The organism is Pseudomonas sp. TE21394, from assembly GCF_054057835.1.
In genome coordinates, this window is sequence record NZ_JBSRZR010000001.1 from 2,396,792 (window position 1) to 2,422,513 (window position 25,722).

At 63.6% G+C, this 25,722-nt stretch carries 24 protein-coding genes and 1 riboswitch; of the genes, 14 read left to right on the top strand and 10 right to left on the bottom strand.

What is annotated here, in order from left to right:
* Positions 1–3: 3 nt before the first annotated feature.
* From ACVWZT_RS11080 to ahcY, 5 genes are all read right to left on the bottom strand, one after another.
* Entirely contained in the window at positions 4–1,872 is a 1,869-nt protein-coding gene (locus tag ACVWZT_RS11080) for a DEAD/DEAH box helicase (RefSeq protein ID WP_457469326.1), read from the bottom strand.
* Positions 1,873–2,091: 219 nt separating this feature from the next.
* Positions 2,092–2,880: a substrate-binding periplasmic protein gene (locus tag ACVWZT_RS11085; protein WP_457469328.1), complete on the bottom strand. Its 789-nt coding sequence runs from the start codon at positions 2,878–2,880 to the stop codon at positions 2,092–2,094.
* Positions 2,881–3,036: 156 nt separating this feature from the next.
* Complete coding sequence (locus ACVWZT_RS11090) at positions 3,037–4,104, bottom strand: hypothetical protein (RefSeq protein WP_457469330.1); 1,068 nt, start codon at positions 4,102–4,104, stop codon at positions 3,037–3,039.
* A gap of 92 nt (positions 4,105–4,196) precedes the next feature.
* Positions 4,197–5,042 carry a methylenetetrahydrofolate reductase [NAD(P)H] gene (gene metF, locus ACVWZT_RS11095; protein WP_457469331.1) on the bottom strand — a complete coding sequence of 282 codons (846 nt, stop codon included), beginning with the start codon at positions 5,040–5,042 and terminating at the stop codon, positions 4,197–4,199.
* A 158-nt stretch (positions 5,043–5,200) separates the two neighbouring features.
* On the bottom strand, positions 5,201–6,610 hold the full coding sequence (gene ahcY, locus ACVWZT_RS11100) for an adenosylhomocysteinase (RefSeq protein WP_296235173.1): 1,410 nt from the start codon (positions 6,608–6,610) through the stop codon (positions 5,201–5,203).
* A gap of 20 nt (positions 6,611–6,630) precedes the next feature.
* Positions 6,631–6,727: riboswitch (S-adenosyl-L-homocysteine riboswitch) on the bottom strand.
* A gap of 178 nt (positions 6,728–6,905) precedes the next feature.
* Here ahcY and ACVWZT_RS11105 point away from each other — a divergent pair.
* From ACVWZT_RS11105 to ACVWZT_RS11115, 3 genes are all read left to right on the top strand, one after another.
* Positions 6,906–7,307 (top strand): acyl-CoA thioesterase, encoded by a 402-nt coding sequence (locus tag ACVWZT_RS11105; protein ID WP_009399312.1) that lies wholly within the window; start codon positions 6,906–6,908, stop codon positions 7,305–7,307.
* A gap of 161 nt (positions 7,308–7,468) precedes the next feature.
* The gene (locus tag ACVWZT_RS11110; protein WP_457469332.1) at positions 7,469–8,302 is read left to right on the top strand and encodes an EamA family transporter; all 834 of its coding nucleotides are present in this window, start codon (positions 7,469–7,471) and stop codon (positions 8,300–8,302) included.
* Positions 8,303–8,330: 28 nt separating this feature from the next.
* Entirely contained in the window at positions 8,331–8,717 is a 387-nt protein-coding gene (locus ACVWZT_RS11115; RefSeq protein ID WP_289133641.1) for an MAPEG family protein, read from the top strand.
* Between the two features lie 116 nt (positions 8,718–8,833).
* Here ACVWZT_RS11115 and mltA read toward each other — a convergent pair whose 3' ends face one another.
* Positions 8,834–9,985: a murein transglycosylase A gene (mltA, locus tag ACVWZT_RS11120; protein ID WP_457469333.1), complete on the bottom strand. Its 1,152-nt coding sequence runs from the start codon at positions 9,983–9,985 to the stop codon at positions 8,834–8,836.
* 118 nt (positions 9,986–10,103) lie between these two features.
* On the opposite strand from mltA, the gene ACVWZT_RS11125 reads away from it, so the two are divergent.
* A complete protein-coding gene (locus tag ACVWZT_RS11125) occupies positions 10,104–10,562 on the top strand; it encodes a c-type cytochrome (RefSeq protein ID WP_457469334.1) in 459 nt (152 codons plus the stop codon).
* Between the two features lie 18 nt (positions 10,563–10,580).
* Here the strand turns inward: ACVWZT_RS11125 and ACVWZT_RS11130 are convergent, their stop codons facing one another.
* The 4 genes from ACVWZT_RS11130 to ACVWZT_RS11145 all read right to left on the bottom strand — a co-directional run bounded on the left by ACVWZT_RS11130 (position 10,581) and on the right by ACVWZT_RS11145 (position 15,154).
* Positions 10,581–10,973 carry a DUF1090 domain-containing protein gene (locus ACVWZT_RS11130; protein WP_457469335.1) on the bottom strand — a complete coding sequence of 131 codons (393 nt, stop codon included), beginning with the start codon at positions 10,971–10,973 and terminating at the stop codon, positions 10,581–10,583.
* A 132-nt stretch (positions 10,974–11,105) separates the two neighbouring features.
* A complete protein-coding gene (gene ligB / locus ACVWZT_RS11135) occupies positions 11,106–12,806 on the bottom strand; it encodes an NAD-dependent DNA ligase LigB (protein WP_457469336.1) in 1,701 nt (566 codons plus the stop codon).
* A 146-nt stretch (positions 12,807–12,952) separates the two neighbouring features.
* Complete coding sequence (metK, locus tag ACVWZT_RS11140) at positions 12,953–14,143, bottom strand: methionine adenosyltransferase (RefSeq protein ID WP_003249375.1); 1,191 nt, start codon at positions 14,141–14,143, stop codon at positions 12,953–12,955.
* Positions 14,144–14,161: 18 nt separating this feature from the next.
* On the bottom strand, positions 14,162–15,154 hold the full coding sequence (locus ACVWZT_RS11145) for an ArsR/SmtB family transcription factor (RefSeq protein ID WP_296235179.1): 993 nt from the start codon (positions 15,152–15,154) through the stop codon (positions 14,162–14,164).
* Positions 15,155–15,381: 227 nt separating this feature from the next.
* On the opposite strand from ACVWZT_RS11145, the gene tkt reads away from it, so the two are divergent.
* From tkt to ACVWZT_RS11195, 10 genes are all read left to right on the top strand, one after another.
* The gene (tkt, locus tag ACVWZT_RS11150) at positions 15,382–17,379 is read left to right on the top strand and encodes a transketolase (protein ID WP_457469337.1); all 1,998 of its coding nucleotides are present in this window, start codon (positions 15,382–15,384) and stop codon (positions 17,377–17,379) included.
* 150 nt (positions 17,380–17,529) lie between these two features.
* Entirely contained in the window at positions 17,530–18,591 is a 1,062-nt protein-coding gene (gene epd / locus ACVWZT_RS11155) for an erythrose-4-phosphate dehydrogenase (protein ID WP_296233787.1), read from the top strand.
* A 12-nt stretch (positions 18,592–18,603) separates the two neighbouring features.
* Positions 18,604–19,767 carry a phosphoglycerate kinase gene (locus tag ACVWZT_RS11160; protein ID WP_296233788.1) on the top strand — a complete coding sequence of 388 codons (1,164 nt, stop codon included), beginning with the start codon at positions 18,604–18,606 and terminating at the stop codon, positions 19,765–19,767.
* A complete protein-coding gene (locus ACVWZT_RS11165) occupies positions 19,767–20,018 on the top strand; it encodes a hypothetical protein (protein ID WP_296233789.1) in 252 nt (83 codons plus the stop codon). The genes ACVWZT_RS11160 and ACVWZT_RS11165 overlap by 1 nt, the downstream gene beginning before the upstream one ends.
* 78 nt (positions 20,019–20,096) lie before the next feature.
* Entirely contained in the window at positions 20,097–20,426 is a 330-nt protein-coding gene (locus ACVWZT_RS11170) for an MliC family protein (RefSeq protein WP_296233790.1), read from the top strand.
* 100 nt (positions 20,427–20,526) lie between these two features.
* Entirely contained in the window at positions 20,527–21,591 is a 1,065-nt protein-coding gene (gene fba, locus ACVWZT_RS11175) for a class II fructose-bisphosphate aldolase (protein WP_170033124.1), read from the top strand.
* 245 nt (positions 21,592–21,836) lie between these two features.
* Positions 21,837–23,963 carry a putative bifunctional diguanylate cyclase/phosphodiesterase gene (locus ACVWZT_RS11180; protein ID WP_457469340.1) on the top strand — a complete coding sequence of 709 codons (2,127 nt, stop codon included), beginning with the start codon at positions 21,837–21,839 and terminating at the stop codon, positions 23,961–23,963.
* 39 nt (positions 23,964–24,002) lie between these two features.
* On the top strand, positions 24,003–24,503 hold the full coding sequence (locus tag ACVWZT_RS11185; protein ID WP_225779493.1) for a M48 metallopeptidase family protein: 501 nt from the start codon (positions 24,003–24,005) through the stop codon (positions 24,501–24,503).
* Positions 24,504–24,515: 12 nt separating this feature from the next.
* Entirely contained in the window at positions 24,516–24,812 is a 297-nt protein-coding gene (locus tag ACVWZT_RS11190) for a winged helix-turn-helix domain-containing protein (protein ID WP_457469343.1), read from the top strand.
* Between the two features lie 165 nt (positions 24,813–24,977).
* A complete protein-coding gene (locus tag ACVWZT_RS11195; protein ID WP_457469345.1) occupies positions 24,978–25,715 on the top strand; it encodes a substrate-binding periplasmic protein in 738 nt (245 codons plus the stop codon).
* The last annotated feature ends 7 nt before the right edge of the window (positions 25,716–25,722 follow it).

Consider the following 25,722-nt stretch of genomic DNA (forward strand, 5'->3'; position numbering starts at 1 on the left):
CTGTCAGCCCTTGCGGGTCAGCAGTGCCGGGCGCTCGCCGCGCGGGCGGCTTGGCAGGTCATCCAGTTGCTCGGGCGTTGGGTAACGGTCGAGCTTGGATTCCTTGCGGATGATCACCGGTTGTTTTTCCGGCTGGCGCGGGTTGCGCACGGCCGGCTCTTGGCGGGCTGCATCATCGCGGGCCGGACGCCCACGGCCAGCGCCATCACGGCGGGCAGCGCCACCGTTGTTGGCACGGGCTGGGCGCTTCTCGCCACCACCGCCGCTGCGCTGCTGACCGCCCGTACGACCTTGGCCGCCGCTGTTGCTGCGCTGGCCGTTGCCTTGGCCGGCATTGCCGCCCGGGCGGCGATTGCGGCCCTGGCCCTTGCCGTTCTGGTACGGGCTGACATAGTCGGCACGGTTGCCGAAGTTGTCGATTTCGTCGTCCAGGAACTCTTCCGGGTCGCGATCGGCAGGCACTTTCGGCACGCTGGTGCTGGCTTGTTGCTGCTGCTGACGTGGCTTCTTGTCGCGCGGTTTGCGCGGCTGTTGCTTGTCACCCGCCTTGTCCTTCTCTGCCGGCTTGTCCGCAGCCTGCTGCTTGGCCTTGCCTTTATCCTTGCCCTTGTCCTTGCGGCCGCCGTTGGCGTCCTTGCCACCTTCGCCACGGGCCTGCTGGTTGCGCCCACGGCCATTGTTCTGTGGGCGCTCGCGTACTTCCGGCTTTTCCGCTTCTACCTGGCTGGCGTCGAAGCCCATCAGGTCGCCATCCGGGATCTTCTGCCTGGTTACCCGTTCGATGCTCTTGAGCAGCTTCTCTTCATCCGGCGCGACCAGGGAAATGGCCTCGCCCGAGCGCCCGGCCCGGCCAGTACGGCCAATACGGTGAACGTAGTCTTCCTCGACATTCGGCAGCTCGAAGTTGACAACATGGGGCAGTTGGTCGATGTCCAGGCCGCGGGCGGCGATGTCGGTGGCGACCAGTACCCGCACGCTGTTGGCCTTGAAGTCGGCCAGCGCTTTGGTACGGGCATTCTGGCTCTTGTTGCCATGGATCGCGGCGGCGGTCAGGCCGTGCTTTTCCAGGTATTCGGCCAGGCGGTTGGCGCCGTGCTTGGTGCGCGTGAACACCAGCACCTGTTCCCAGGCGCCCAGGGTGATCAAGTGCGCCAGCAGGGCGCGCTTGTGGCTGGCGGGCAGGCGGTAGATGCGCTGCTCGATACGCTCGACGGTGGTGTTCGGCGGGGTGACCTCGATTCGCTCCGGGTTGTGCAGGAGCTTGTCGGCGAGGTCGGTGATGTCCTTGGAGAAGGTGGCCGAGAACAGCAGGTTCTGGCGCTTGGCCGGCAGGCGGGCGAGGACCTTCTTGACGTCATGGATGAAGCCCATGTCAAGCATGCGGTCGGCTTCGTCGAGCACCAGGATTTCCACGTGGGCCAGGTCGACCTTGCCTTGGCCGGCAAGGTCGAGCAGACGGCCCGGGCAGGCGACCAGCACGTCGACACCCTTGGCGATGGCCTGGATCTGCGGGTTCATGCCGACGCCGCCGAAAATGCAGGCGCTGACCAACGGCAGGTCACGGGCGTAGACCTTGAAGCTGTCATGCACCTGGGCAGCCAGTTCTCGGGTCGGGGTCAGAACCAGCACGCGAGGCTGGCGTGGGCCGTGGCGCTGCGACTTGTCGGGATGGCCGGCCGGGAACAGGCGCTCAAGAATCGGCAGGGCGAAGCCGCCGGTTTTACCAGTACCTGTCTGTGCGGCGACCATCAGGTCGCGGCCTTGCAACACGGCGGGAATCGCCCGCTGTTGCACGGGGGTCGGCTGGGTGTAGCCCGCAGCCTCGATAGCGCGGACAAGAGCCTCGGAGAGACCGAGGGAAGCAAAGGACATGGGCAATCCTGTTCTCGTGTGGGCTGGGCCCGTGTGGGATGTTCTGCCTGGCGCGACGGGCATCGATGGGATGCGATCGCGTCCGGTCCAGCTGGGCTTTCACTGCACATCCAAGTAACGGAGGGTGGACGCTAAGGTGCGTCGATGCCGATCGGGATGCCTGTTGCGAGGCCGAGCGTCCGGGCGTGAGCCGGGCGGGAAGGCCCGAGTATAACAGAGCTATCGCGCCGTGCTGCTTTCCTGCTGCTCAACGGCGCTGGGAATGTCTCCGATGTCGCCTGTGTAGCGCTGGCTGATTGCCGCGTAGGCCGGTTCCTGCTTGAAACGCCGCAGCTCTTTGGCAAAGGCCTGGGCCAGCAACTCACGGCCCGGCTTGCGTACCAGGGCCAGGTATTGCGCCTGGCGGTTGATCGCCAACGGCAATGCCTCGACCTGCTGTTGCAGGCCCAGGTGCCGCAGCAGGTAATGGCCGACCTTGCGGTCGGTGACTGCCAGGTCGATACGGCCCAGCACCAGCTTGCCGAAGTTGGCTTCGTGGGTAGGGGCGGCTTCGCGTTTGAAGTAGGTGGCCTCGTTGAACGCTGCACCATAGCTATAGCCGGGCGAGGTGCCGACGGTGAGGCCGGCGAGATCCCCCAGCTTGCTGACCGGATGGCGACGTGCGCTGGCCTGGAACAGGACGAACTCGACCTCCGACATGGGCTCGGCGGCGTAAACCAGGTAGGGCTGGCGTGACTCGTTCTGGAATACGTCGAGGATGCCGTCGGCCAGGCCTTGCTCGATCATTGCCAGGCAGCGCTTCCACGGCAGGATCTGCACGTCTACCTCGACGCCGAGACGTGCGAAAACCCGAGTGGTGACTTCGTAGTCGATGCCGCGTAGCTGACCGCCATGCAGGTAGACATAAGGGGCCCAGTCATCGGTCACCAGGCGCAGGCGCTCGCCCAGGGCCACGGGGCTCAGGCAAGCGAACATGAGGATCCACAACAGACGGGCGACGTACGGCATGGCCGGAGATTACAAGCTTGGTCTGTTCAAGACCAGCGCCCCGACAGCCAAAGTGGGCAGGGGCTGCAATGCAGCCCCTGCAAATTTCGCTAGGGGGGTGAAGTCCAGTGCCGCTCTGCGCCCCGATCACGACGCAATGCCGCTGCTGCAGGCTGTTCAGCCCTGCGAAGACCGCAGCAGGTGCGCCTCTATGTCCTTGCGTCGCTCGCCCAATGTCAGGCGCAAGCCCGGGTGGCGCAGGCACTGTCGCAGTTGCTCGGGCTGCATGTTGCCATGACGGGCATTGAGGTTTTCCAGGGCCTTGTCCCACCAGGCCGGCGCGCAGGCGCGGTCGAACTCGTTGGGGTAGGGGTAGCAGCCATACAGCAGCTCGCGGGCGAACTGCCGTTCATGGCTGGGCAGGGTCATGCTCAATGCCTTGTAGCCCAGGCGTTGCAGTGCCGGTGGTCGTGGCAGCTGGTCGTTGACCAGCGGCACGTCGGCCAGCGCCGCGTGGCTCAGCGGGTCGTGGCCGTGCTTGCGCAGCCAGGCCTGGATCTTGGCGCGGAATTGCGCCTTGTGGCTCCAGTAGTGGTGGATGACGTCGGTGCACTCGGCCAGGTCCAGCGTGCGGTAGGCGGCCACCGCCAGGCAGAACTCCTCAAGGATATAGGCCTCGCGGGCCAACGGATGAAACTCGTCCATCATGGCGATGGAGCGGTCCAGGGTGCCTGCATCTTCGGCGGTCAGGCCGATCACCCCGGAGTTGACCAGTGGCATCTGGCAATCGGCAAGGCCGCGGGATCCGAGTATGGCCTGCAGGTTCTTGTACAGCAGGCACTTCTGGTTGCTGCCGTAGCGCGCGACGATGGCGTTGCACAGCAGGCGGCCCGGGCCTACCCGGGCGAACAGCTCGAGCGGCGACTTGCGGAAAAACGTGTCGGTGTCGATCAGCACGGCCAGCGGGTATTGCTGCAATACCTGGCGCAACAGCACGTGCTTGCAGCGGAAACGGTAGCCGTGAGGGGCGTTCCATGCCTGGCGCGTCGCTTCGTCCAGCAAGTGCACGGTGACCGGCAGGCCGGCATAGGGTTGCGGATTGTCGGTGTAGACTTGGATGTCCATGGCTTCGCCTGCTGCCGAGTCCAGATGGGCCAGGGCGCTGACGATGCTGAAGCAGGCTTCTTGATGATAGGTAGCCGGGCCAAAAGCCAGATAGACGAGCTGTGGATGCGAATGCTGCATGGCAGGCAAGACCTGTGTAACCCGAAAATGAATAAGGCTTTAGTCTATGACCAAAGCCTTAATCGGATCTTAAACAGATTTTGCTAAAAATTTCAGCGTGGCAGCTTCAGGTTGTTCCAGATGGCCAGGCTCGGTTCGGCCTGGTTCAAGGTGTAGAAGTGCAGGCCCGGTGCTCCGCCTTTTAGCAGTTGTTCGCACATGCGAGTGATCACTTCTTCGCCGAATGCCTGGATGCTGGCGGTGTCGTCGGCATAGGCTTCCAGTTGCTTGCGGATCCAGCGCGGGATCTCGGCGCCACAGGCGTCGGAGAAGCGTGCCAGCTTGCTGTAGTTGGTAATCGGCATGATGCCGGGCACCACCGGGATATCCACGCCCAGTTTCTGTACACGCTCGACGAAATAGAAGTAGCTGTCGGCGTTGAAGAAGTACTGGGTGATGGCGCTGTCGGCACCGGCCTTGACCTTGTGCACGAAATTGGCCAGGTCGGCCTCGAAGTTGCGCGCCTGTGGGTGCATCTCGGGGTAGGCAGCCACTTCCAGGTGGAAGTGGTCAGCGGTTTCCTGACGGATGAACTCGACCAGGTCGCTGGCGTAGCGCAATTCGCCACTGGCCATGCCCATGCCCGATGGCAGGTCGCCACGCAGGGCGACGATACGCTTGATGCCTGCGGCCTTGTACTCGGCCAGCAAGCCGCGCAGCTCAGCCTTGGTGTCGCCCACGCACGACAAGTGCGGCGCGGCAGGTACCTTTACTTCGCTTTCCAGCTGCAGCACGGTGTTCAGCGTGCGATCGCGGGTCGAGCCACCGGCACCGTAGGTGCAGGAGAAGAAATCCGGATTGTAGGCGGCCAACTGGCGGGCGACGCCCATCAGCTTTTCGTGGCCGGCATCGGTCTTGGTCGGGAAGAACTCGAAACTGTAGCGGCGTTCCTGGGACATCGGACGTTCCTCTAGCAGCCAGCTGCAAGCGGCAAGCTGCAAGTAGAAGCCAGATCGGTGATGGCCGATCTGGCTTGGGCATCGTTCAAGAAGTTTGAGCCTGGGGCTTCAAGCGGCATCGGCGCGTCTGCACCTGCCTGCCGCCTGAAGTTTGCCGCTTAGTAGCGGTAGGCGTGCGGCTTGAACGGGCCTTCCACGGTGACGCCGATATAGTCGGCCTGCTGCTGGGTCAGTTGGGTGACCACGCCGCCGAAGCCACGGACCATTTCCAGGGCCACTTCTTCGTCGAGCTTCTTCGGCAGCACTTCAACGGTCAGGCGTTCGGCCTTCTTCTCGGGCGACAGGTCGGCGAACTTCTGCTGGAACAGGAAGATCTGTGCCAGTACCTGGTTGGCGAACGAACCGTCCATGATGCGGCTTGGGTGACCCGTGGCGTTACCCAGGTTGACCAGGCGGCCTTCGGCCAGCAGGATCAGGTAGTCGTCGTTCTGTGGGTCGAAGCTGCCGGCGCCGGTGCGGTGGATCTTGTGCACCTGCGGCTTGACCTCTTCCCAGGCCCAGTTCTTGCGCATGAAGGCGGTGTCGATCTCGTTGTCGAAGTGGCCGATGTTGCAGACCACGGCGCGCTTCTTCAGGGCCTTGAGCATGTTGGCGTCGCAGACGTTGACGTTACCGGTGGTGGTCACGATCAGGTCGATCTTGCCCAGCAGGGCCTTGTCGATGCTGGCTTCGGTGCCGTTGTTGATACCGTCGATGAATGGCGAAACCACTTCGAAACCGTCCATGCAAGCCTGCATGGCGCAGATCGGGTCGACCTCGGTGACTTTGACGATCATGCCTTCCTGACGCAGGGACTGGGCCGAGCCCTTGCCCACGTCACCGTAACCGATCACCAGGGCCTGCTTGCCCGACAGAAGATGGTCGGTACCCCGCTTGATGGCGTCGTTCAGGCTGTGACGGCAACCATACTTGTTGTCGTTCTTGCTCTTGGTGACCGAGTCGTTGACGTTGATCGCCGGGACTTTCAGCTCGCCCTTGGCCAGCATGTCCAGCAGGCGGTGCACGCCAGTGGTGGTTTCTTCGGTGATGCCGTGCACGCGCTCCAGTACCTGCGGGTACTTCTTGTGCAGCAGTTCGGTCAGGTCGCCACCGTCGTCGAGGACCATGTTGGCGTCCCATGGCTGGCCATCCTTGAGGATGGTCTGCTCCAGGCACCACTCGTACTCTTGCTCGGTTTCACCTTTCCAGGCGAACACCGGGATACCGGCGGCGGCGATGGACGCGGCGGCCTGGTCCTGGGTAGAGAAGATGTTGCACGACGACCAGCGCACTTCGGCCCCCAGGGCGACCAGGGTTTCGATCAGCACGGCGGTCTGGATGGTCATGTGGATGCAGCCCAAAATCTTCGCACCCTTGAGCGGTTGCTCGGCCATATACTTGCGGCGCAGGCCCATCAATGCAGGCATTTCCGATTCGGCGATGATGGTTTCGCGACGGCCCCAGGCGGCCAGGGAGATGTCGGCGACTTTGTAATCGGTAAAACCAGCAGGCATGTTTGCAGCGCTCATGAGAGCCTCCATTCGTAGTGTGCGAATGGGCGCCGTTGTGCGTTGAGCGTCCGCGGGAGCGGACAACGCCCCATCCGAGCCTGACAGGCCTAGCCTGCTGCAGCGCCCCTCGGACAGGTGGCGGGCATGGCACCGCTGTGGGCAACCATGTGAAGCGGCGGAGATTATAGCCGCGACCGCCGGCTTGCCCAAGGTTTTCCGTCGATTAATCGCGACGATAGTCGATGTTCAATGGAGCGACGTCGGCCGCTCTGCCATCATTGCTGCACCGTAGCCAAGCAGGTCAGGAGCACAGATGAACTTTCACACCCGCAAGTGGGTTAAACCCGAAGACCTCAACCCCAATGGCACGCTGTTCGGTGGCAGCCTGTTGCGCTGGATCGACGAAGAGGCGGCGATCTACGCCATCGTCCAGCTGGGCAACCAGCGCGTGGTGACCAAGTACATATCGGAAATCAACTTCGTCAGTGCCTCGCGCCAGGGCGACATCATCGAGCTTGGCATCACCGCCACCGAGTTCGGCCGCACCTCGATCACCCTCAAGTGCGAAGTGCGCAACAAGATCACCCGCAAGGCCATTCTCACGGTGGACAAGATGGTCTTCGTCAACCTGGGCGAAGACGGGCTGCCGGCGCCCCACGGGCGGACCGAGATCAAGTACATCCAGGACCAGTTCCCGGATTCGGCTGTGGAATGACGTACAAGTCACAACATTTTCAGCGCCTGTGAGACCGAGCGCCGCCCGCGCGGCGCTCGGTCTCACAGGCGCTGAATCTCCATCGGCGAACACATTACAGGCAAACCGGCACCCCAACGCTATATAGTCATCCCTCAAAAACGTCACAAGGACTCAACGGCGTGCTGGCAACTTCCCTGGTATTGATCGCCGCCCTGTTGCATGCAACCTGGAATACCCTGATCAAATTCAGCGGTGAACGCCTGCTGGTGATCGCCAGCATGGACACCGTGGCACTGGCCTTCGCGGTGCTGGCGGCGGCCTTCGTCGAGGTGCCGCCGGCCAATATCTGGCCCTGGCTGCTGGCATCGGCGCTGGCCGAGCAGCTATACCGTTTCCTGCTGATCCAGGCCTATCGCGTCGGCGACCTGGGCCTGGTCTACCCTTTGATGCGCGGCCTGTCGCCCTTGGTGGTGCTGGCACTGACCCTGGCCTTTGCCGGCGAGTCACTGAGCCAGCAGCAGATCATCGGCATCCTGTTGATCCCCTGTGGCATGGCCTGCCTGTTGTGGCAGGGCGGTGGCGGCGACCGGCTGCCGTGGTCGATGCTGCCGGTGGTTGCCCTGATTGGCCTGTGCATCGGCAGCTACACCTGGTTCGATGGTCAGGCCGTGCGCCTGTGGGGCAAGCCCTGGGATTACCTGGTGTGGCTTACCTTGCTCAGCGCCTGGCCGTTCCCCTTGCTGGCCTGCGTGGCACGCCGTGCGCCGTTCGTACTGTTCTGGCGCCTGCAGTGGCGCCTGGGGCTGGCGGTAGGGCTTTGCGTACTGCTCAGTTATGCACTGGTGCTGTGGGCGATGCACCTGGGGTCGGTGGCCGAGGCGGCAGCACTGCGGGAATTGAGCGTTATCCTGGTGGTACTGCTGGGCATGCGCTACCTCAAAGAACCTTTTGGCGGGCCAAGACTCCTAGCTTGCGGGCTGGTGTTGGCCGGCATGTTGATAATGAAGCTTTGACCCGAAGACTGAACAAGGAGTCCTGCCTATGACCGTTGCCCTGTGGTGCATTCTGATCGCGCTGGTCCTGCCGCCGCTCTGCGCGCTGATCGCCAAGGCGAGCAGTGGCCGTTTCGGCCTGAGAGACAACCACGATCCGCGCGCTTTCCTGGATACGCTTTCCGGCTTGCCACGCCGCGCGCATGCCGCCCAACAGAACAGTTATGAAGCCTTTCCGGCCTTTGCCGCGGCGGTGCTGGTGGCAGATATCGTCGGCAATGCCGAGCAGGTAACCCAGGATGTGCTGGGGGTGATGTACATCACCAGCCGCTTGCTTTACATCATTTGCTACCTGGCGGACTGGGCGGTGCTGCGCTCGCTGGTGTGGTTTGCCGGGATGGCGATGATCGTGGCGTTCTTCGTGGTTTCCATCTGACAACTGCCGCCGTCCGTGTGGGGGGCGGCTTCAGCCGCGAACGCCAGCGAAGCCGGTGCCATGCTCCGCGTGGTCTTGCTCGCGGGTAAGCCCGCCCCACAGGGCTCGCTTGACCTTCAGGGCACCTTGGGCACCTCAGGCAGCGGCTTGCCCTTGGGCCACAGCATCCAGATCTGTCCTTGCTGCTTCATGTTCCCGGCCAGTTCTCCGGCCTCCGGCCCGGTGCCCCAGAACAGGTCGGCCCGCACTTCGCCCGTAATCGCCCCTCCGGTATCCTGAGCGCCCACGGGGCGAACTATCGGGCTTCCGTCCGGGCGGGTGGTGGACAGCCACAGCAGACTGCCCAGCGGAATCACCTTGCGGTCGATGGCTACGCTGTAACCGGCGGTCAGCGGCACGTTCAGCGAACCGCGCGGGCCTTCGTTGCTGTCCGGGCGGGTGCTGAAGAACACATAGCTGGGGTTGCTGGCAAGCAGCTCCGGCACGCGCTGCGGGTTGGCCTGGGCCCAGGCGTGGATGGCGCCCATGCTCACTTCTTCCTTTTTCAGCTGGCCTTGTTCTACCAGCCAACGCCCGATCGGGCGGTACGGATGGCCGTTCTGGTCGGCGTAGCCCAGGCGCAGCTGGCGGCCGTCTTCCAGTTGCACCCGACCGGAACCCTGGACCTGCAAGAACTGCAGGTCCATGGGGTCGGTCAGCCAGGCCAGCACCGGTGCCTTGACGCCGTCGCGGTTGATGACTTCGGCGGTGTCGTAAGGCTTGAGCACCCGCCCGTCGAGGCGCCCGCGCAGGCGTTTGCCCTTGAGCTCGGGGTACACGCTGGCCAGGTCGACCACGATCATGTCATCGGGAATGCCGTAGACCGGCACATGGTTGCTTGCCGACGGCTTGAGGCTGCCGGGGTAGACCGGTTCGTAGTAGCCGGTAATCAGGCCATGGGCGTTGTTCTCGGCGGAACGCAGGCCATATACCTCCAGGTTCTGCTCCAGGAAGGTGCGCACCTGTGCAGCACTGGCCGTGGCATTGCCGGCGGCTTCGCAGGTAGCGGCCCATACCGGGTCGCGCTTGAGCTTTTCACAGCCATTGCGCCAGGCGTAGAAACCGGCCAGCAGGTCTTCGTCACTGACAGTCGGCAGGTCTTTCCAGGTGGTCGGGACGTAGGTAGCGATGGCATGTGGCTCCGGCCTGGCGTTCTCGCCGCCGTTGCAGCCGGCCAGCAGAGCCAGCACCGGGAGCGTCCAGGCCAGATGGCGCAGGGCTGATTTCATGTGTGTATTCCTGTCACGGCGAAGATTGATATTCGCCCTTGTTTTTTATGTGGCTATTGGTCTTTGGCTCGTGGGCAGCGATACTGGCCGCCCATTTGCGTAGGCCGAAGTGAGCGTGATGTTGAAGCGATTGACCGTTGTTCTGCTGGCAGCATTGGCCTTGGGCGGTGCCATGAGTGGTTGCGAGCGGGTTGACCCGAACTCGCCGCTGGGCAAGCGCAAGGCGATCTTCAAGGACATGCTCAGGACCAGCGAAGACCTGGGCGGCATGCTGCGGGGCCGGCTGCCGTTCGACGGGGTGAAGTTTGCCGACGGTGCGCTGAAGCTCGACAACCTTTCGCACCAGCCCTGGCAGCACTTTCCATCGGCACGTGATGGTGGCGACAGCAGTGCGCGCACCGAGGTCTGGGAGCGCCAGGCCCGCTTTCATGACCTGGCCCGGCAGTTGGAAGGGGTCACTGGCGAACTGGTCGATGTCACCCGCGGTCAGCCGCTTGACGCTGCCCGGCTGAAGGCGCCGATGGACAAGGTCGAAGCGGCATGCAAGGCCTGTCATAGCGAATTTCGTAATCATTGACCGTGGTTGCCGCTGGCTTCAGCGGTCCAGGTCTTCCACCGCTTCCTGCAGCTCCTTGCGCGATTCGGCCAGCTTGTCCTTGCGTTTGTTGATCTTCTCGGAATCGCCTTTCTTCTCGGCCTTCTTCAGATCCTTTTCCCGCTGTGCCACCTCGTGACGGGCTTCGAGTACTTTTTGCTCGCGCTCCTTGCGCAGGCCGGCATCGGTGCAGTTGTCGACCCCGCGTAGCGCCTCTTCCAGCCCTGAGACCTGGCCGGCGTTGCCCTGGTCGCGGGCAAGCTTCAGCTGGTTCTCGATGGCGCTGCGCTTGGCGGCGCAACCGGTCAGGCCGGCATCCGGCTGGGCAGCCTGGACGGCGCCAGCAGCCAGGCCGAGTGTCGCGAGCAGGAACAGGGTCGAAATACGTGTCATGAAAAGCCTCCTTGACGGGGCGGGGCAGCAAAAGTTGGGGGAAATCCTGCCTTGGTTTTGCTCATTTAGGAACCCTTGTCGGGCCTTTCCGCTTGATTCGAGGAATTTCCTTGCAGGTAAACTGGTAAAAAATCATTGCATGGTCTGCTGGCTGTCGACCCGAAACCCTTCGATGCCGGCCAGGTCAAGTTGGTTGGCGATGGTTTGAACCTCGAGGTTGGTGAAGTATTCCACCAGCTGTTGGCCGCGCTTTGCGCCGATACCGGGCAAGGCTTGCCATTCGACGGCTGCGCGCGCGGCCAGGTCTGGCCAGTCGCCGGCCACCTGCACCCCTGCTGGCGTGGGCACTCCTAGCCCACGCAGCCATTGGGCGAATGGCCGCGAGCGGGCTTGCTGGAAGCTGCCCAGCAACTGCGCCGCAGTGACGTCGCTGATTCCCGGGATCTGGCTCAGGCGTTCGGCATCCAGGTGCAGCCAGTCGGTCATCGAGGTCACCAGCCCGGCGGCCACCAGCCGGCGCCAAGTGCCAGGGCCGACGCGAGGCAGTGCCAGCCCGTGTTTGCCGCTTAGCCAGGAGAGGCGGGCCACGAACTGCTCCTCACAGCCGACAGCGGCCTGCCAGCAACTGTGGACGTGGTACTGGCCGGGTGTTGGTGGGGTGACTGGGTGACGCTCGACGGCGCGGTGTAGCACCTGCTCCAGGCGCGGGATGGTCAACCCGGCAAGGCTCACGGCCACCTGGTCGCCGGGACGGATATCGAGACTTTGCCAGCGTGCCAGCGAGCCCAGGCTTACCTGGGTGATCCGCCGGTCATTGAGGGTTACCGGAATGACCTGCAGCACCGGCGTGACCTTGCCGGTACGGCCGACGCGGAAGCGGACTTCGCGGACTTCCGCCAACGCCTGTGTGAAGGGGTACTTCCAGGCTGCGATCCAGTAGGGCGCCCTGGCCTGCCAGCGCTCGGCGGGCGGGCGGCTGCCCAGGCGCAGGATCACTCCATCGCTGGCGAAGGGCAGCGCGGTGCGGTGCCAATGGTCGCGCCAATGGGCTGCATCCTCCGCTGTATTGATGGCGACGCTGTACTCCTGGCCTTCGGGAAAGCCCAGTTGCGCCAGCTGTGCAAGACGCTCGGCCTGTTGCGCCGGGCCTTGAGGCCAGTCCCAGACGAACAGGCCGATGCCATTGCCCTGTTCATTGCTCAACACCTTGCGTGCCAGCAGCCCGGCCACTGTACCGCGGGCGTTGGTGCTGCCTGCCCGGGCTTGTACATGCGCGTCCAGGCGCCAGTACAGTTCGCCCTGCAACAGCAGGTCCACGGGTTGGGGCAGCTGCTGGGTGATCGCGCCTAGCCTCGGGATGTGGCGGCTCCAGTCATGCCCCTGCACCCCGTCGCCGCGGCTGATCAACTGCACCAGACGGCCCTGTCGATAGATGAGGGTGACGGCTACGCCATCGACCTTGGGCTGCACCCAGACCCCGCGCTTGCCGGCCAACCAGCGCACCACGGCTTGCTGGTCGGCCAGTTTGTCGACCCCCGTATGCGGTACCGGGTGGGGGACCGGCCCGCGGGCACTGGCCAAGGGCGACGCGGTGTTCGCCAGGCCAAAGCACTGCTGCAGGTGTGCCAGGCGCCGGCGGCTCTGGTCGTATAACTCATCGGGCACCAGCGCAACGCCCTGGCGATGGTAGTGGTCATCCCAGCGGGCGAGCGTGGTGCGCAACTGGGCGGTTTCAGTGGCGGCTTGCTGCGGGCTCCAGTCCGGGCATTGGCCGGCCCGCGTCAGTGGGGCCTGGAGTATCAACAGCAAGGCGAACAACAGCATGAGTGGCATGGCCAGCATCCTTGCATGGCGTGTCGGAGCCCTCAGCCTAGGCAGGTGAAGTGTGCGGTGCCATGCAGGGTTTGTCAGGGGATATGTCACAAAAAAGCCCCTGCCGAACATTCGGCAGGGGCTTTCGTCCAGCGCTGCAGGAAAAGTTACAGGCCGGCAGCGTCACGCAGCGACTGGGCGCGATCGGTACGCTCCCAGGTGAAAGTGGTGAAGGTGTCGTCGCCGACCGTCTTCTGCTGCGGGGTGCGGCCGAAGTGGCCGTAGGCGGCGGTTTCCTGGTACATCGGGTGCAGCAAGTCGAGCATGGTGGTGATGGCGTACGGACGCAGGTCGAAGCACTCGCGCACCAGCTGGATGATCTTGTCGTCGGAAACCTTGCCGGTACCGAAGGTGTTGATCGAGATGGAGGTCGGCTGGGCCACGCCAATGGCGTAGGAAACCTGGATCTCGCAGCGTTCGGCCAGGCCGGCGGCGACGATGTTCTTGGCCACGTAGCGGCCGGCGTAGGCGGCGGAACGGTCGACCTTGGACGGGTCCTTGCCGGAGAACGCGCCACCACCATGGCGGGCCATGCCGCCGTAGGAGTCGACGATGATCTTGCGCCCGGTCAGGCCGCAGTCACCCACGGGGCCACCGATGATGAAGTTGCCGGTCGGGTTGATGTGGTACTGGGTGCCTTTGTGCAGCAGTTCGGCAGGCAGGGTGTGCTTGACGATCAGCTCCATCACCGCTTCCTGCAGGTCTTTCTGCGAAACCTCAGGGTTGTGCTGGGTCGACAGCACCACGGCGTCGATGCCGACAACCTTGCCGTTTTCGTAACGGCAGGTGACCTGCGACTTGGCGTCCGGGCGCAGCCATGGCAGCAGGCCGGACTTGCGCGCTTCGGCCTGGCGCTCGACCAGACGGTGCGAGAAGCAGATCGGCGCCGGCATCAGCACTTCGGTTTCGTTGCTGGCATAGCCGAACATCAGGCCCTGGTCACCGGCACCCTGGTCTTCCGGCTTGGAGCGGTCCACGCCCTGGGCGATGTCCACCGACTGCTTGCCGATGATGTTCATCACGGCGCAGGTGGCGCCATCGAACCCAACGTCGGAGCTGTTGTAGCCGATGTCGATGATGACCTTGCGCACCAGGTCTTCCAGGTCGACCCAGGCCGAAGTGGTGACTTCGCCGGCGATGATGGCGACACCGGTCTTGACCAGGGTTTCGCAGGCGACGCGAGCGTATTTGTCCTGGGCGATGATGGCATCAAGGACGGCGTCCGAAATCTGGTCGGCGATCTTGTCCGGATGCCCTTCGGACACGGACTCGGAGGTGAAAAGGGAGTATTCGCTCATCTCGAAGGTTCCTGAAATTTACCGATGGTGTATGTCGCCAGCCGTCCGCTGAAAATGGCGGACCTGGATCTGGAAACCGTTACGCAAGCCCACGTACAGGCTGTCCCCCGGGAACAGCCCGGCTGCCGTGGCCCAACGGGCCAGGTCGTCCTGTTCAAAACCGAGCCAGAGGTCGCCGCAGGCTTCCCGCGCCCAGCCCTGGTCATGGCTGCACAGTTCGGTGACCAGCAGACTGCCGCCTGCCTTCACCCGTTTGGCCAGCTGGCGCAGGGCCAGGGCCGGATCGCTGAAATGGTGCAAGACCATGTTCAGCACAACGCAGTCGGCTTCCACATCCGTTGCACCCAGTGCATCGGCCAACTGCAGGTTTACATTACTCAGGCGCTCACGTTCGCAGACCTGGCGTGCCAGTTCGAGCATGGTCGGGCTGTTGTCCAGCGCGGTGACCCGGGCGAAGCGCCGGGCCAGGTCGGGCAGGAAACCGCCATCACCAGGGCCGACTTCCAGGGCACTGGCGGCCGGGTCGAAATTCAGCTTGTCGAGCAGCGCCAGCAGGCTTTCGCGGTACTGCGGCAGGCCGGCGATCAGGTCTTGCTGGGCGCGAAACTTCTCTTCCACGCGCTGGAAAAAGTCCTGGCTGGTGGCGGCGCGACGTTGCTGCACCTGGGCAATACGGGCCTGCACCTCGGGTGGCAGGGCCAGCTCGTCGACCTCTTCGAGCAGTGCCGCATGCAGGCGGCCGCCCAGGCGCAGGCTGTCGGGCAGGGCGCGGCGGTAGAAGACCGCGTTGCCTTCGCGACGGGTGGCGACCAGCTCGGCCTGGGCCAGGACCTTCAGGTGGTGGCTCATGCCCGACTGGCCGACGTCGAAGATCTGTGCCAGTTCCAGCACGCCGAACGAGTCATTGGCCAGTGCGCGCAATACGTTCAGGCGCAACTCGTCGCCACTGGCTTTGCACAGGGCGGCCAGTGCTTCGCATTGCTCGGGAATCAACTGCGCACGAAGGTTCATGGGGCGGCAGTCTAGACAGGCATCGTTGCCCTAGCAAGGGCAATATCAAAAAGTTTTGATATTGGGTGATGAGCGGGACGCTTAGCCCGGTTTTGCGCCGAATTGAAAGCCAATCACAGGAAAATCCCCTGACTGCGACCATACGTCATTGCCCCGAGCCCCCCCAGTGGGCGAAAATGGCCGCCTTTTTCGTGACACCACCTATTCAAGCCCCCAGGAGATCAGCGATGCCCAGCCGTCGTGAACGTGCCAACGCCATTCGTGCCCTCAGCATGGATGCCGTGCAAAAGGCCAACAGCGGCCACCCAGGTGCCCCCATGGGCATGGCGGATATCGCCGAAGTGCTTTGGCGCGACTATCTGAAGCACAGCCCGAGCAACCCGAATTTCGTCGACCGTGACCGCTTCGTGCTGTCCAACGGCCACGGTTCGATGCTGATCTACTCGCTGTTGCACCTGACCGGCTACGACCTGTCGATCGATGACCTCAAGGCCTTCCGCCAGCTGCACAGCCGCACCCCGGGCCACCCGGAATACGGCTACACCCCAGGCGTCGAGACCACCACCGGCCCGCTCGGCCAGGGCATCGCCAACGCCGTGGGCTTCGCCCTGGCGGAAAAAGTGCTGGCGGCCCAGTTCAACCGTGACGGCCACACCATCGTCGACCACAACACCTACGTGTTCCTCGGCGACGGCTGCATGATGGAAGGTATCTCCCACGAAGTCGCCTCGCTGGCTGGCACCCTGGGCCTGAACAAGCTGATCGCGTTCTACGACGACAACGGCATTTCCATCGACGGCGAAGTGCACGGCTGGTTCACCGACAACACCCCGGCGCGCTTCGAAGCGTACAACTGGCAGGTGATCCGCAATGTCGACGGCCATGACGCCGACGAGATCAAGACCGCCATCGAGACCGCCCGCAAGAGCGATCGCCCGACCCTGATCTGCTGCAAGACCATCATCGGTTTCGGCTCGCCGAACAAGCAGGGCAAGGAAGACTGCCATGGCGCACCGCTGGGCAACGACGAAATCGCCCTGGCCCGCAAAGAGCTGAACTGGAACCACGGCCCGTTCGAAATCCCGGCCGACATCTACGCCGAGTGGGACGCCAAGGCCGCCGGTGCCAAGGCTGAAGCCGAGTGGAATCAGCGTTTCGAAGCCTATGCCAAGGCCTATCCAGAGCTGGCTGCCGAGTTCCAGCGCCGTGCCGCCGGTGAACTGCCGGCCGACTTCAGCGAGAAGGCCCAGGCCTACATCAATGAAGTGGCGGCCAAGGGCGAAACCATCGCCAGCCGCAAGGCCAGCCAGAACACCCTGAACGCGTTCGGCCCGCTGCTGCCCGAGTTCCTCGGCGGTTCGGCTGACCTGGCCGGCTCCAACCTCACCCTGTGGAAGGGCTGCAAGGGTGTCGAGGCCAACGATGCCAGCGGCAATTATGTGTTCTACGGTGTGCGCGAGTTCGGCATGACCGCCATCATGAACGGCGTTGCCTTGCACGGTGGCCTGGTGCCTTACGGCGCGACTTTCCTGATGTTCATGGAATACGCCCGCAACGCGGTGCGCATGTCGGCGCTGATGAAGCAGCGCGTGATCCACGTCTATACCCACGACTCCATCGGCCTGGGCGAAGACGGTCCGACCCACCAGCCGATCGAGCAACTGACCAGCCTGCGCAGCACGCCGAACCTGGACACCTGGCGCCCGGCCGACGCGGTGGAATCCGCCGTGTCCTGGAAACACGCCCTGGAGCGCAAGGACGGCCCTTCGGCACTGATCTTCTCGCGCCAGAACCTGCAGCACCAGGCGCGTGACGCCCAGCAGATCGCCGACATCAGCCGCGGCGGCTACGTGCTGAAGGACTGCGCCGGCGAGCCTGAGCTGATCCTGATCGCCACCGGCTCGGAAGTGGGCCTGGCGGTCCAGGCGTTCGACAAGCTGACCGAGCAAGGCCGCAAGGTGCGCGTGGTTTCCATGCCGTGCACCAGCGTGTTCGATGCCCAGGACGCTGCCTACAAGCAGTCGGTATTGCCGCTGGAAGTGGGCGCGCGCATTGCCATCGAAGCCGCCCATGCCGACTTCTGGTACAAGTACGTTGGCCTGGAAGGCCGCGTCATCGGCATGACCACCTATGGTGAGTCGGCGCCTGCTTCGGCTCTGTTCGAAGAGTTCGGTTTCACCGTGGAGAACATCCTCGGGACTGCCGAAGAGCTGCTGGAAGACTGATAGAAGGAAGGCGAGGGCCTTTGGCCCTCGTTCGCGGCACAAGGCCGCTCCCACAGGGTATTGCGTATGCCGTCCCCTGTAGGAGCGGCCTTGTGCCGCGAATGGGCTGCGCAGCGGCCCCGTTCAACTGCCGGAGTTCAAGAGCTACCTATGTCCCACCCGCGTCCCTACAAAGTTGCACTCAACGGTTATGGCCGTATCGGCCGCTGTGTCTTGCGCGCGCTGTTCGAGCGGGGGGCAAAGGCCGGTTTCGAGATCGTCGCGCTGAACGACCTGGCCGACCAGGCCAGCCTGGAATACCTGACACGCTTCGACTCCACCCACGGGCGCTTTCCCGGTGAGGTGAAGGTCGACGGCGACTGTCTGCATATCAATGGCGACTGCGTGAAGGTGATGCGCAGTGCCACCCCTGAAGGCATCGACTGGGCCGCCCTGGACATCGACCTGGTCCTGGAATGCTCCGGCGCCTACCACACCCGCGCCGATGGCCAGCGTTTCCTCGACGCCGGTGCACCGCGGGTGCTGTTCTCGCAGCCGATGGCCAGCGAGGCCGATGTCGACGCCACGGTGGTCTTTGGCATCAACCAGGCCTGCCTGACCGGCCGTGAGCGCCTCGTGTCCAACGCCTCGTGCACCACCAACTGCGGCGTGCCGCTGCTGCGCGTGCTGGACCAGGCGTTCGGTATCGAGTACGTGCAGATCACCACCATCCACTCGGCGATGAACGACCAGCCGGTAATCGATGCCTACCACCACGAAGACCTGCGCCGCACGCGTTCGGCCTTCCAGTCGGTGATCCCGGTGTCCACTGGTCTGGCGCGTGGCATCGAGCGTCTGCTTCCGGAACTTGCCGGGCGAATCCAGGCCAAAGCGGTACGCGTACCGACCGTCAACGTTTCGTGCCTGGACATCACCCTGCAGACTGCCCGCGATACCAGTGCGGTCGAAGTCAACCGGGTGTTGCGCGAGGCGGCGCTGGAAGGCCCGCTGAAAGGCTTGCTGGCCTACACCGAGTTGCCGCATGCCAGCTGTGATTTCAACCACGACCCGCATTCGGCGATCGTCGATGCCAGCCAGACCCGTGTTGCCGGCCCACGCCTGGTTAACCTGCTGGCCTGGTTCGATAACGAATGGGGCTTTGCCAACCGTATGCTCGACGTTGCCGAACATTATCTGCACGTCGTCCACCCCACCCGCAACAAACAGCCCTGAAGGACTGCATTCATGACCGTGTTGAAGATGACCGACCTCGACCTGCAAGGTAAACGCGTACTGATCCGCGAAGACCTCAACGTGCCTGTGAAGGACGGTGTGGTAGCCAGCGACGCGCGCATCCTGGCAGCGCTGCCGACCATCAAGCTGGCCCTGGAGAAGGGCGCGGCGGTAATGGTCTGCTCGCACCTTGGCCGCCCGACCGAAGGCGAATTTTCGGCCGAGAACAGCCTCAAGCCAGTCGCCGACTACCTGAGCAAGGCCCTGGGCCGTGAGGTGCCGCTGGTGGCCGATTACCTCGACGGTGTCGAAGTCCCGGCCGGTTCCCTGGTGCTGTTCGAAAACGTGCGCTTCAACAAGGGCGAGAAGAAAAACGCCGACGAGCTGGCGCAGCAATACGCTGCCCTGTGCGACGTGTTCGTCATGGACGCATTCGGTACCGCCCACCGCGCCGAGGGTTCGACCCACGGTGTCGCCAAGTTCGCCAAGGTCGCCGCTGCCGGCCCGCTGCTGGCGGCCGAACTGGATGCCCTGGGCAAGGCCCTGAAAGCCCCGGCCAAGCCGATGGCTGCCATCGTTGCCGGCTCCAAGGTGTCCACCAAACTGGATGTGCTGAACAGTCTGAGCGCAGTCTGCGACCAACTGATCGTCGGCGGCGGCATCGCCAACACCTTCCTCGCTGCCGCCGGCCACCCGGTGGGCAAGTCGCTGTACGAGCCGGACCTGGTCGACACGGCCAAGGCTATCGCCGCCAAGGTCAGCGTGCCGCTGCCAGTCGATGTGGTGGTTGCCAAGGAGTTTGCCGAAAGCGCCGAAGCCACGGTCAAGGCCATTGCCGATGTTGCCGCTGACGACATGATCCTGGACATCGGCCCGCAAACCGCAGCCCACTTCGCCGAGCTGCTGAAGTCGTCGAAAACCATCCTGTGGAACGGTCCGGTCGGTGTGTTCGAGTTCGACCAGTTCGGCAACGGCACCGAGGTGCTGGCCAAGGCCATCGCCGACAGCGCGGCGTTTTCCATCGCCGGCGGCGGTGACACCCTGGCGGCGATCGACAAGTATGGCGTTGGCGCCGATATCTCCTACATTTCTACCGGTGGTGGTGCCTTCCTCGAGTTTGTCGAGGGCAAGGTCCTGCCGGCCGTGGCCATTCTGGAAGAACGGGCCAAGGCCTGATGATGCCGGCGCTTGGCAAAGGGAGTGGCCTGATGGTCAAGCAATTGCCTGTGATGATGCTGGTTGGCCTGCTGAGCGCTTGCGCTGGCAGCCCGGCCTCGGATGTCGACCCGGCGCAGCCGCCCAAGGGCGGCTGTTACCAGTCGGAATGGCAAGCCGAGACCGTGCCGGTCATCAGCAAGCGCGTGGGCCCGGAAGGCCTGGAGAAATACGACGAAGACCACCAGCGCAAGGCGCCGGGTTGCCCTTGATCGGGTGACAGGCAACCTGAAGACTGATTTGTGGTCTTGAAAAGGGGCCGCGGTGCGGCCCTGTATCGAGGAAGCTGAATGAAAGCGCTTTTGGCCGTGATGGCCCTGGCGACACTGGCAGGATGCTCGCTGCTGCAGCCGGCGCAACCCGCCCCGGCAGAGGACTGGACCCGTTGGGTCTGCGATAGCCAGGCTGAAGTGCTGTGGCGTTTCGCCGATGCGCAACGTGACCAGGTCGACGTGCGCCTGGGGGGCGGTGACCAGGTCTACCGGCTCAAGGCCGAGCCCGGTGCATCGGGTGCGCTGTACAGCGATGGCATGCTGGCCTTCCATACCAAGGGCGAAGAGGGCCTGGTGTACTGGGTGGCAACCAACGATCTGATTGGGCGGGGCTGCAAGGCACCGTGACTGGCCGGGCCGCGAGGGTGGCCCACACTACTTGAACAGCAACCGCCCCTGCGGCAGGCTTGCACGAAACAAACGACGCTTGTCGGGAGAGAGATACACCATGGCACTCATTAGCATGCGCCAGATGCTGGACCACGCCGCCGAGTTCGGTTACGGCGTACCAGCTTTCAACGTCAACAACCTCGAGCAGATGCGCGCCATCATGGAAGCGGCCGACAAGACCGACTCCCCGGTGATCGTCCAGGCTTCGGCCGGTGCCCGCAAATACGCCGGCGCGCCGTTCCTGCGTCACCTGATCCTGGCGGCCATCGAAGAATTCCCGCACATCCCGGTGTGCATGCACCAGGACCACGGCACCAGCCCTGACGTCTGCCAGCGTTCGATCCAGCTGGGCTTCAGCTCGGTGATGATGGACGGTTCGCTGGGCGAAGATGGCAAGACCCCGACCGACTACGAGTACAACGTGCGCGTTACCCAGCAGACCGTTGCCATGGCTCACGCCTGCGGTGTTTCGGTAGAAGGCGAGCTGGGCTGCCTGGGTTCGCTGGAAACCGGCATGGCCGGTGAAGAAGACGGCATTGGCGCCGAAGGCGTGCTGGACCACAGTCAGATGCTGACCGACCCGGAAGAGGCTGCGGACTTCGTCAAGAAGACCCAGGTCGACGCCCTGGCGATCGCCATCGGTACCAGCCACGGTGCCTACAAGTTCACCAAGCCTCCAACCGGTGACGTGCTGGCTATCGATCGCATCAAGGAAATTCACAAACGCATCCCCAACACCCACCTGGTGATGCACGGTTCGTCCTCGGTACCGCAAGAGTGGCTGGCGATCATCAACCAGTACGGCGGCGACATCAAGGAAACCTACGGTGTACCGGTCGAGGAAATTGTCGAAGGCATCAAGTACGGTGTGCGCAAGGTGAACATCGACACCGACCTGCGTCTGGCGTCCACCGGCGCCATCCGCCGCCACATGGCCATGCACCCGAGCGAGTTCGACCCACGCAAGTTCTTCGCCGAAACCGTGAAGGCCATGCGTGATGTGTGCATCGCCCGCTACGAAGCCTTCGGCACCGCTGGCAATGCCTCGAAGATCAAGCCGATCTCCCTGGAAGGCATGTTCCAGCGCTATGCCAAGGGCGAGCTGGCCGCCAAGGTCAACTGATCGACTGGCAACACGGAAGACCCGCAGAAATGCGGGTTTTTCATTTTCGCGGTGCAGGAAACCTGCTGCTAATGCAGGCCTGGTCATCGGCAGCACGGAAAGCCCGGCGAACCGACCGTTAGTCGGCTTCGGTACAGTTGAGTCGCTGATAGCGTTCTGATTGCATTGCGTGTTATTCGCTCAGAGCTAGAGTACTAGTGGATCCAAGTGTATTTTTGAAGTCGGTCACATAATAGAGAAGCAGCATGGATGGCGCTCACGCTCTACCACAGCCACTGGATGGCAGTTCGGTTCTCCTGGTGGTAGACGATTACCCCGAGAACCTCATCAGCATGCGGGCATTGCTGGCCCGTCAGGATTGGCAGGTACTAACGGCAAGTTCGGGTATCGAAGCCTTGAACACATTGCTTGAACATGAAGTCGATCTGGTCTTGCTGGATGTACAGATGCCGGAGATGGATGGCTTTGAAGTCGCCCGGCTGATGCGCGGCAGCCAGCGTACCCGGCTGACGCCGATCATCTTCCTCACCGCCAACGAACAGTCCGAAGCCGCCGTGCTCAAAGGCTATGCCAGCGGCGCCGTGGACTACATGTTCAAGCCGTTCGACCCACAGATCCTCAAGCCCAAGGTCCAGGCCCTGCTCGAGCAGCAGCGAAACCGGCGCATGCTGCAACGCCTGACCCGTGAGCTGGAGGCGGCCACGGCGTTCAATGCGTCGATCCTGGAAAACGCCGCCGAGGGTATTCTGGTGGTGGATGCGCAGGGCATCATCCGCTTTGCCAACCCGGCCATATCCAACCTGTTGTCCACGCCGGTAGCACAGCTGCAGGGCGCCCGCCTGCTCGATCTGGTGCAGCTGGCCAATGCCGGCCTGTGGGAGGACTCGGGCTTCTACCAGGCGTACCTGGGCAGGCAGATTTTCCGTGTGCATGATGCCCAACTGCGCACCTCTGGTGGTGAGCTGTTGCCCGTGGCATTGTCCTGCGCGCCGCTGCCGGTCGACCAGCAGGCCATGGTGGTGACGGTGCTGGACATGTCGGTGGTGCGCAACCTGCACCAGCAGCTGGAGTACCAGGCCGTGACCGACCCGCTCACCGGCCTGCTCAACCGCCGCGGTTTCTACCAGGCCGCCGAAGGCGTGCTGTTGCGCAACGAGCGCTCGGACAAGGCGCAGGCGCTGATGTACATGGACCTGGACGGCTTCAAGCGCATCAACGACTCGCTTGGCCACGACGCCGGTGATCGGGTGTTGCGCTGGGTGGCCGAGCAGCTCAAGGACTGCCTGGGCAGCGAGGCGCTGTTGGCGCGCATGGGCGGTGATGAATTCACCGCGCTGTTCGACGGCCTGCCGTATCCGGAGCAGGCCGGGCGTTATGCCGAGCGGCTGTTGGAGCGCGTTTCCATCAGCCACGAGGTGGACGGCTTCGACGTGTGCCTTGGGGTCAGCATCGGCATCGCCACCTACCCGGACTGCGGCGCCAACGTCGAAGGCCTGTTGCGTGCCGCCGATGCGGCGATGTACGCGGCCAAGCAGGCGGGGCGCCAGCAGTACCGCTTCTATGACCAGGAGCTCAATGGCCGGGCACGTTCGCGGCTTATGCTCGAAGACAGCGTACGCGCGGCCATCGAGCAGCAGGACTTTACGTTGGTGTACCAGCCGCAGGTCGCCTTCAATGGCGGCCAGCTGCGAGGTTTCGAGGCGTTGCTGCGCTGGCAGCACCCCAGTGTTGGCGATGTGCCGCCCGGGTTGTTCATCCCGCTGCTGGAAGAGGCGCGCCTGATCAACCGCCTGGCCAGCTGGATCTACCGCCAGGGTGCGGCCCAGCGTCAGGCCTGGTGCCAGCGCTTTGCCCCGGACCTGGTGCTGGGTATCAGCCTGAGCCGTGCACAATTCGTCATGCCTGGCCTGGTCGAAGAGTTGCAGCGGGTGATCCAGCTGTACCAGCTGGACCCGGCACAGCTTGAAGTAGAGGTGGCGGAAACCTCGCTGATGTACAACATCGATGCGGCGGTGAAACAGATCCACCGTTTGCGCGACCTGGGTGTGCGGGTGGCGCTGGACGATTTCGGTGCCGGCGACTGTTCGTTGCGCATGTTGCGTGACCTGCCGATCGATACCCTCAAGCTCGACCGCCACCTGGTGGCGCGCCTGCCCGACTCGGCGGTGGACGCCGCGCTGGTGCGCAGCGTCATCAGCCTGTGCGGCGACTATCGCATCACGGTGATCGCCGAGGGCGTGGAAACCCCGGTTCAGGCGGCCTGGCTGAAGGCCAACGGTTGTGAGTACGTGCAAGGCTTCCTGGTGGCGTATCCGATGACCGCAGCGGATGCCAGCAGTTTCCCGGCGATTTTCTCCTGGCCAGTGCCCTGATTGGCTAGAATCGGCATTCGTCATACCGAAACCCGCGCCATGACTGTATTACGTTACTTGCAAGCCTACCCCCCGCACCTGCAGCAGCAGGTGCGGCAGATGATCGACAGCGGCCGCTTGGGCGAGTATCTGCAGCGCCGTTACCCTGGCCGCCACGACGTGCAAAGCGACAAGGCGCTGTACGGCTATGCCCAGGATCTGCGCCAGCAGTACCTGCGCAGCGCGCCGCCCCTGGACAAGGTATTGTTCGACAGTCGCCTCGACCTGACCCACCGTGCCTTGGGCCTGAACACGGCGGTATCAAGGGTGCAGGGCGGCAAGCTCAAGGCGAAGAAGGAAATCCGCATTGCCTCGCTGTTCAAGGAAGCAGCGCCGCAATTCTTGCGCATGATCGTGGTGCACGAACTGGCGCACCTGCGCGAGCGTGATCACAACAAGGCGTTCTACCAGCTCTGCCAGCACATGGAGCCGGACTACCACCAACTGGAATTCGACCTGCGCGTCTACCTGACCTATCGGGAGCTGCCGGGCAACTGTTAAGGACCACGCAGCATGGCAGTGAGCAAGACCAAGAGCAGCTTCTACCGGCGCCTGTACGTCGCCTGGCTGATCGACAGCCAGACCGCGACCAGCGTGCCCGCCCTGATGGAGGCTACCGGCATGCCGCGGCGCACCGCCCAGGACACCATCGCCGCGTTGGCCGACCTGGATATCGTCTGCGAATTCGAGCAGCAGGAAGGCGCGCGCAATCACGCCGGGCATTACCGCATCCATGACTGGGGGGCAATCGACAAGCAGTGGATCATCCGGCACTTGCGGCAGATCCGTGAAGTGCTGGGTTATCCCTGAACAGATCGCGGCTTTATGCGGCCAGACAGAGGCTTCGGCCAAAATAGAGGCTAAATGACACTATTGGCCGCTGTCCTGGGCAGAGGCTTTGTGTAATCTCATCGGTAGTTGCGAAGAAGACCGCCCTGACAATGTGTGCTCCCCCATTGCGAAAAGGACTTGAGCATGCGGCCACTGCTTTGTGTGCTGGGATTACTGGCAATGATGCTGGCGACGCCTGCTCTGGGTGCTGACCGGCTGCGCCTGGTGGCGGACAACTGGCCGCCGTTCACCGACACCAGCATGCCCGGCGGCGGCCTGGCGACCAGCATCGTCACTACCGCGCTGACTCGGGCCGGCTACACCAGCGGGTTCGAGGAGGTGCCATGGGCGCGGGCGTTGCTCGGGGTCAGCGAAGGGCGCTACGACGTGCTGATCAACGCCTGGCACAACGACTCGCGCGAGCGTATCGGGCAGTTTTCCTCGGCCTACCTGACTAACCGCGTCCGGCTGCTGCAGCGCAAAGGCGAGGCGTTTCGCTACAGGCGTCAATCCGACTTGTATTCCTACAGCATCGCCGTGGTGCGTGGTTACGCCTATTCCCCGGCGTTCGATGGTGACAGCCGCCTGCACAAAGTGCCGGTGCGCAACTTTTCATCAGCGGTACGCATGTTAGCCGCTGGGCGGGTTAACCTGGCGGTGGAAGACGAATACGTGGCCCGCTACAACCTGCAGCGCGAGCCGCAGGAAGTGCGTGATGGGGTGATGCTGGTGGAGCCCCCGTTGGGCGAGAACACCCTGCATATCCTGGTCAGCCTGAAGCATCCGGAGCATGCGCAGATCGTCGAACGGTTCGAGCGGGCGATTGCGGCGATGAAGGCCGATGGCAGCTATGCACGGCTGCTGCGTCAGCATGGCTTCTGATCGCCCA

Bases quoted from the DNA above. Each gene is read 5' to 3' on its own strand.
- ACVWZT_RS11080 (WP_457469326.1), bottom strand. From the start codon at position 1,872: ATGTCCTTTGCTTCCCTCGGTCTCTCCGAGGCTCTTGTCCGCGCTATC.
- ACVWZT_RS11085 (WP_457469328.1), bottom strand. From the start codon at position 2,880: ATGCCGTACGTCGCCCGTCTGTTGTGGATCCTCATGTTCGCTTGCCTG.
- ACVWZT_RS11090 (WP_457469330.1), bottom strand. From the start codon at position 4,104: ATGCAGCATTCGCATCCACAGCTCGTCTATCTGGCTTTTGGCCCGGCT.
- metF (WP_457469331.1), bottom strand. From the start codon at position 5,042: ATGTCCCAGGAACGCCGCTACAGTTTCGAGTTCTTCCCGACCAAGACC.
- ahcY (WP_296235173.1), bottom strand. From the start codon at position 6,610: ATGAGCGCTGCAAACATGCCTGCTGGTTTTACCGATTACAAAGTCGCC.
- ACVWZT_RS11105 (WP_009399312.1), top strand. From the start codon at position 6,906: ATGAACTTTCACACCCGCAAGTGGGTTAAACCCGAAGACCTCAACCCC.
- ACVWZT_RS11115 (WP_289133641.1), top strand. From the start codon at position 8,331: ATGACCGTTGCCCTGTGGTGCATTCTGATCGCGCTGGTCCTGCCGCCG.
- mltA (WP_457469333.1), bottom strand. From the start codon at position 9,985: ATGAAATCAGCCCTGCGCCATCTGGCCTGGACGCTCCCGGTGCTGGCT.
- ACVWZT_RS11125 (WP_457469334.1), top strand. From the start codon at position 10,104: ATGTTGAAGCGATTGACCGTTGTTCTGCTGGCAGCATTGGCCTTGGGC.
- ACVWZT_RS11130 (WP_457469335.1), bottom strand. From the start codon at position 10,973: ATGACACGTATTTCGACCCTGTTCCTGCTCGCGACACTCGGCCTGGCT.
- ligB (WP_457469336.1), bottom strand. From the start codon at position 12,806: ATGCCACTCATGCTGTTGTTCGCCTTGCTGTTGATACTCCAGGCCCCA.
- metK (WP_003249375.1), bottom strand. From the start codon at position 14,143: ATGAGCGAATACTCCCTTTTCACCTCCGAGTCCGTGTCCGAAGGGCAT.
- ACVWZT_RS11145 (WP_296235179.1), bottom strand. From the start codon at position 15,154: ATGAACCTTCGTGCGCAGTTGATTCCCGAGCAATGCGAAGCACTGGCC.
- tkt (WP_457469337.1), top strand. From the start codon at position 15,382: ATGCCCAGCCGTCGTGAACGTGCCAACGCCATTCGTGCCCTCAGCATG.
- epd (WP_296233787.1), top strand. From the start codon at position 17,530: ATGTCCCACCCGCGTCCCTACAAAGTTGCACTCAACGGTTATGGCCGT.
- ACVWZT_RS11160 (WP_296233788.1), top strand. From the start codon at position 18,604: ATGACCGTGTTGAAGATGACCGACCTCGACCTGCAAGGTAAACGCGTA.
- ACVWZT_RS11165 (WP_296233789.1), top strand. From the start codon at position 19,767: ATGATGCCGGCGCTTGGCAAAGGGAGTGGCCTGATGGTCAAGCAATTG.
- ACVWZT_RS11170 (WP_296233790.1), top strand. From the start codon at position 20,097: ATGAAAGCGCTTTTGGCCGTGATGGCCCTGGCGACACTGGCAGGATGC.
- fba (WP_170033124.1), top strand. From the start codon at position 20,527: ATGGCACTCATTAGCATGCGCCAGATGCTGGACCACGCCGCCGAGTTC.
- ACVWZT_RS11180 (WP_457469340.1), top strand. From the start codon at position 21,837: ATGGATGGCGCTCACGCTCTACCACAGCCACTGGATGGCAGTTCGGTT.
- ACVWZT_RS11185 (WP_225779493.1), top strand. From the start codon at position 24,003: ATGACTGTATTACGTTACTTGCAAGCCTACCCCCCGCACCTGCAGCAG.
- ACVWZT_RS11190 (WP_457469343.1), top strand. From the start codon at position 24,516: ATGGCAGTGAGCAAGACCAAGAGCAGCTTCTACCGGCGCCTGTACGTC.
- ACVWZT_RS11195 (WP_457469345.1), top strand. From the start codon at position 24,978: ATGCGGCCACTGCTTTGTGTGCTGGGATTACTGGCAATGATGCTGGCG.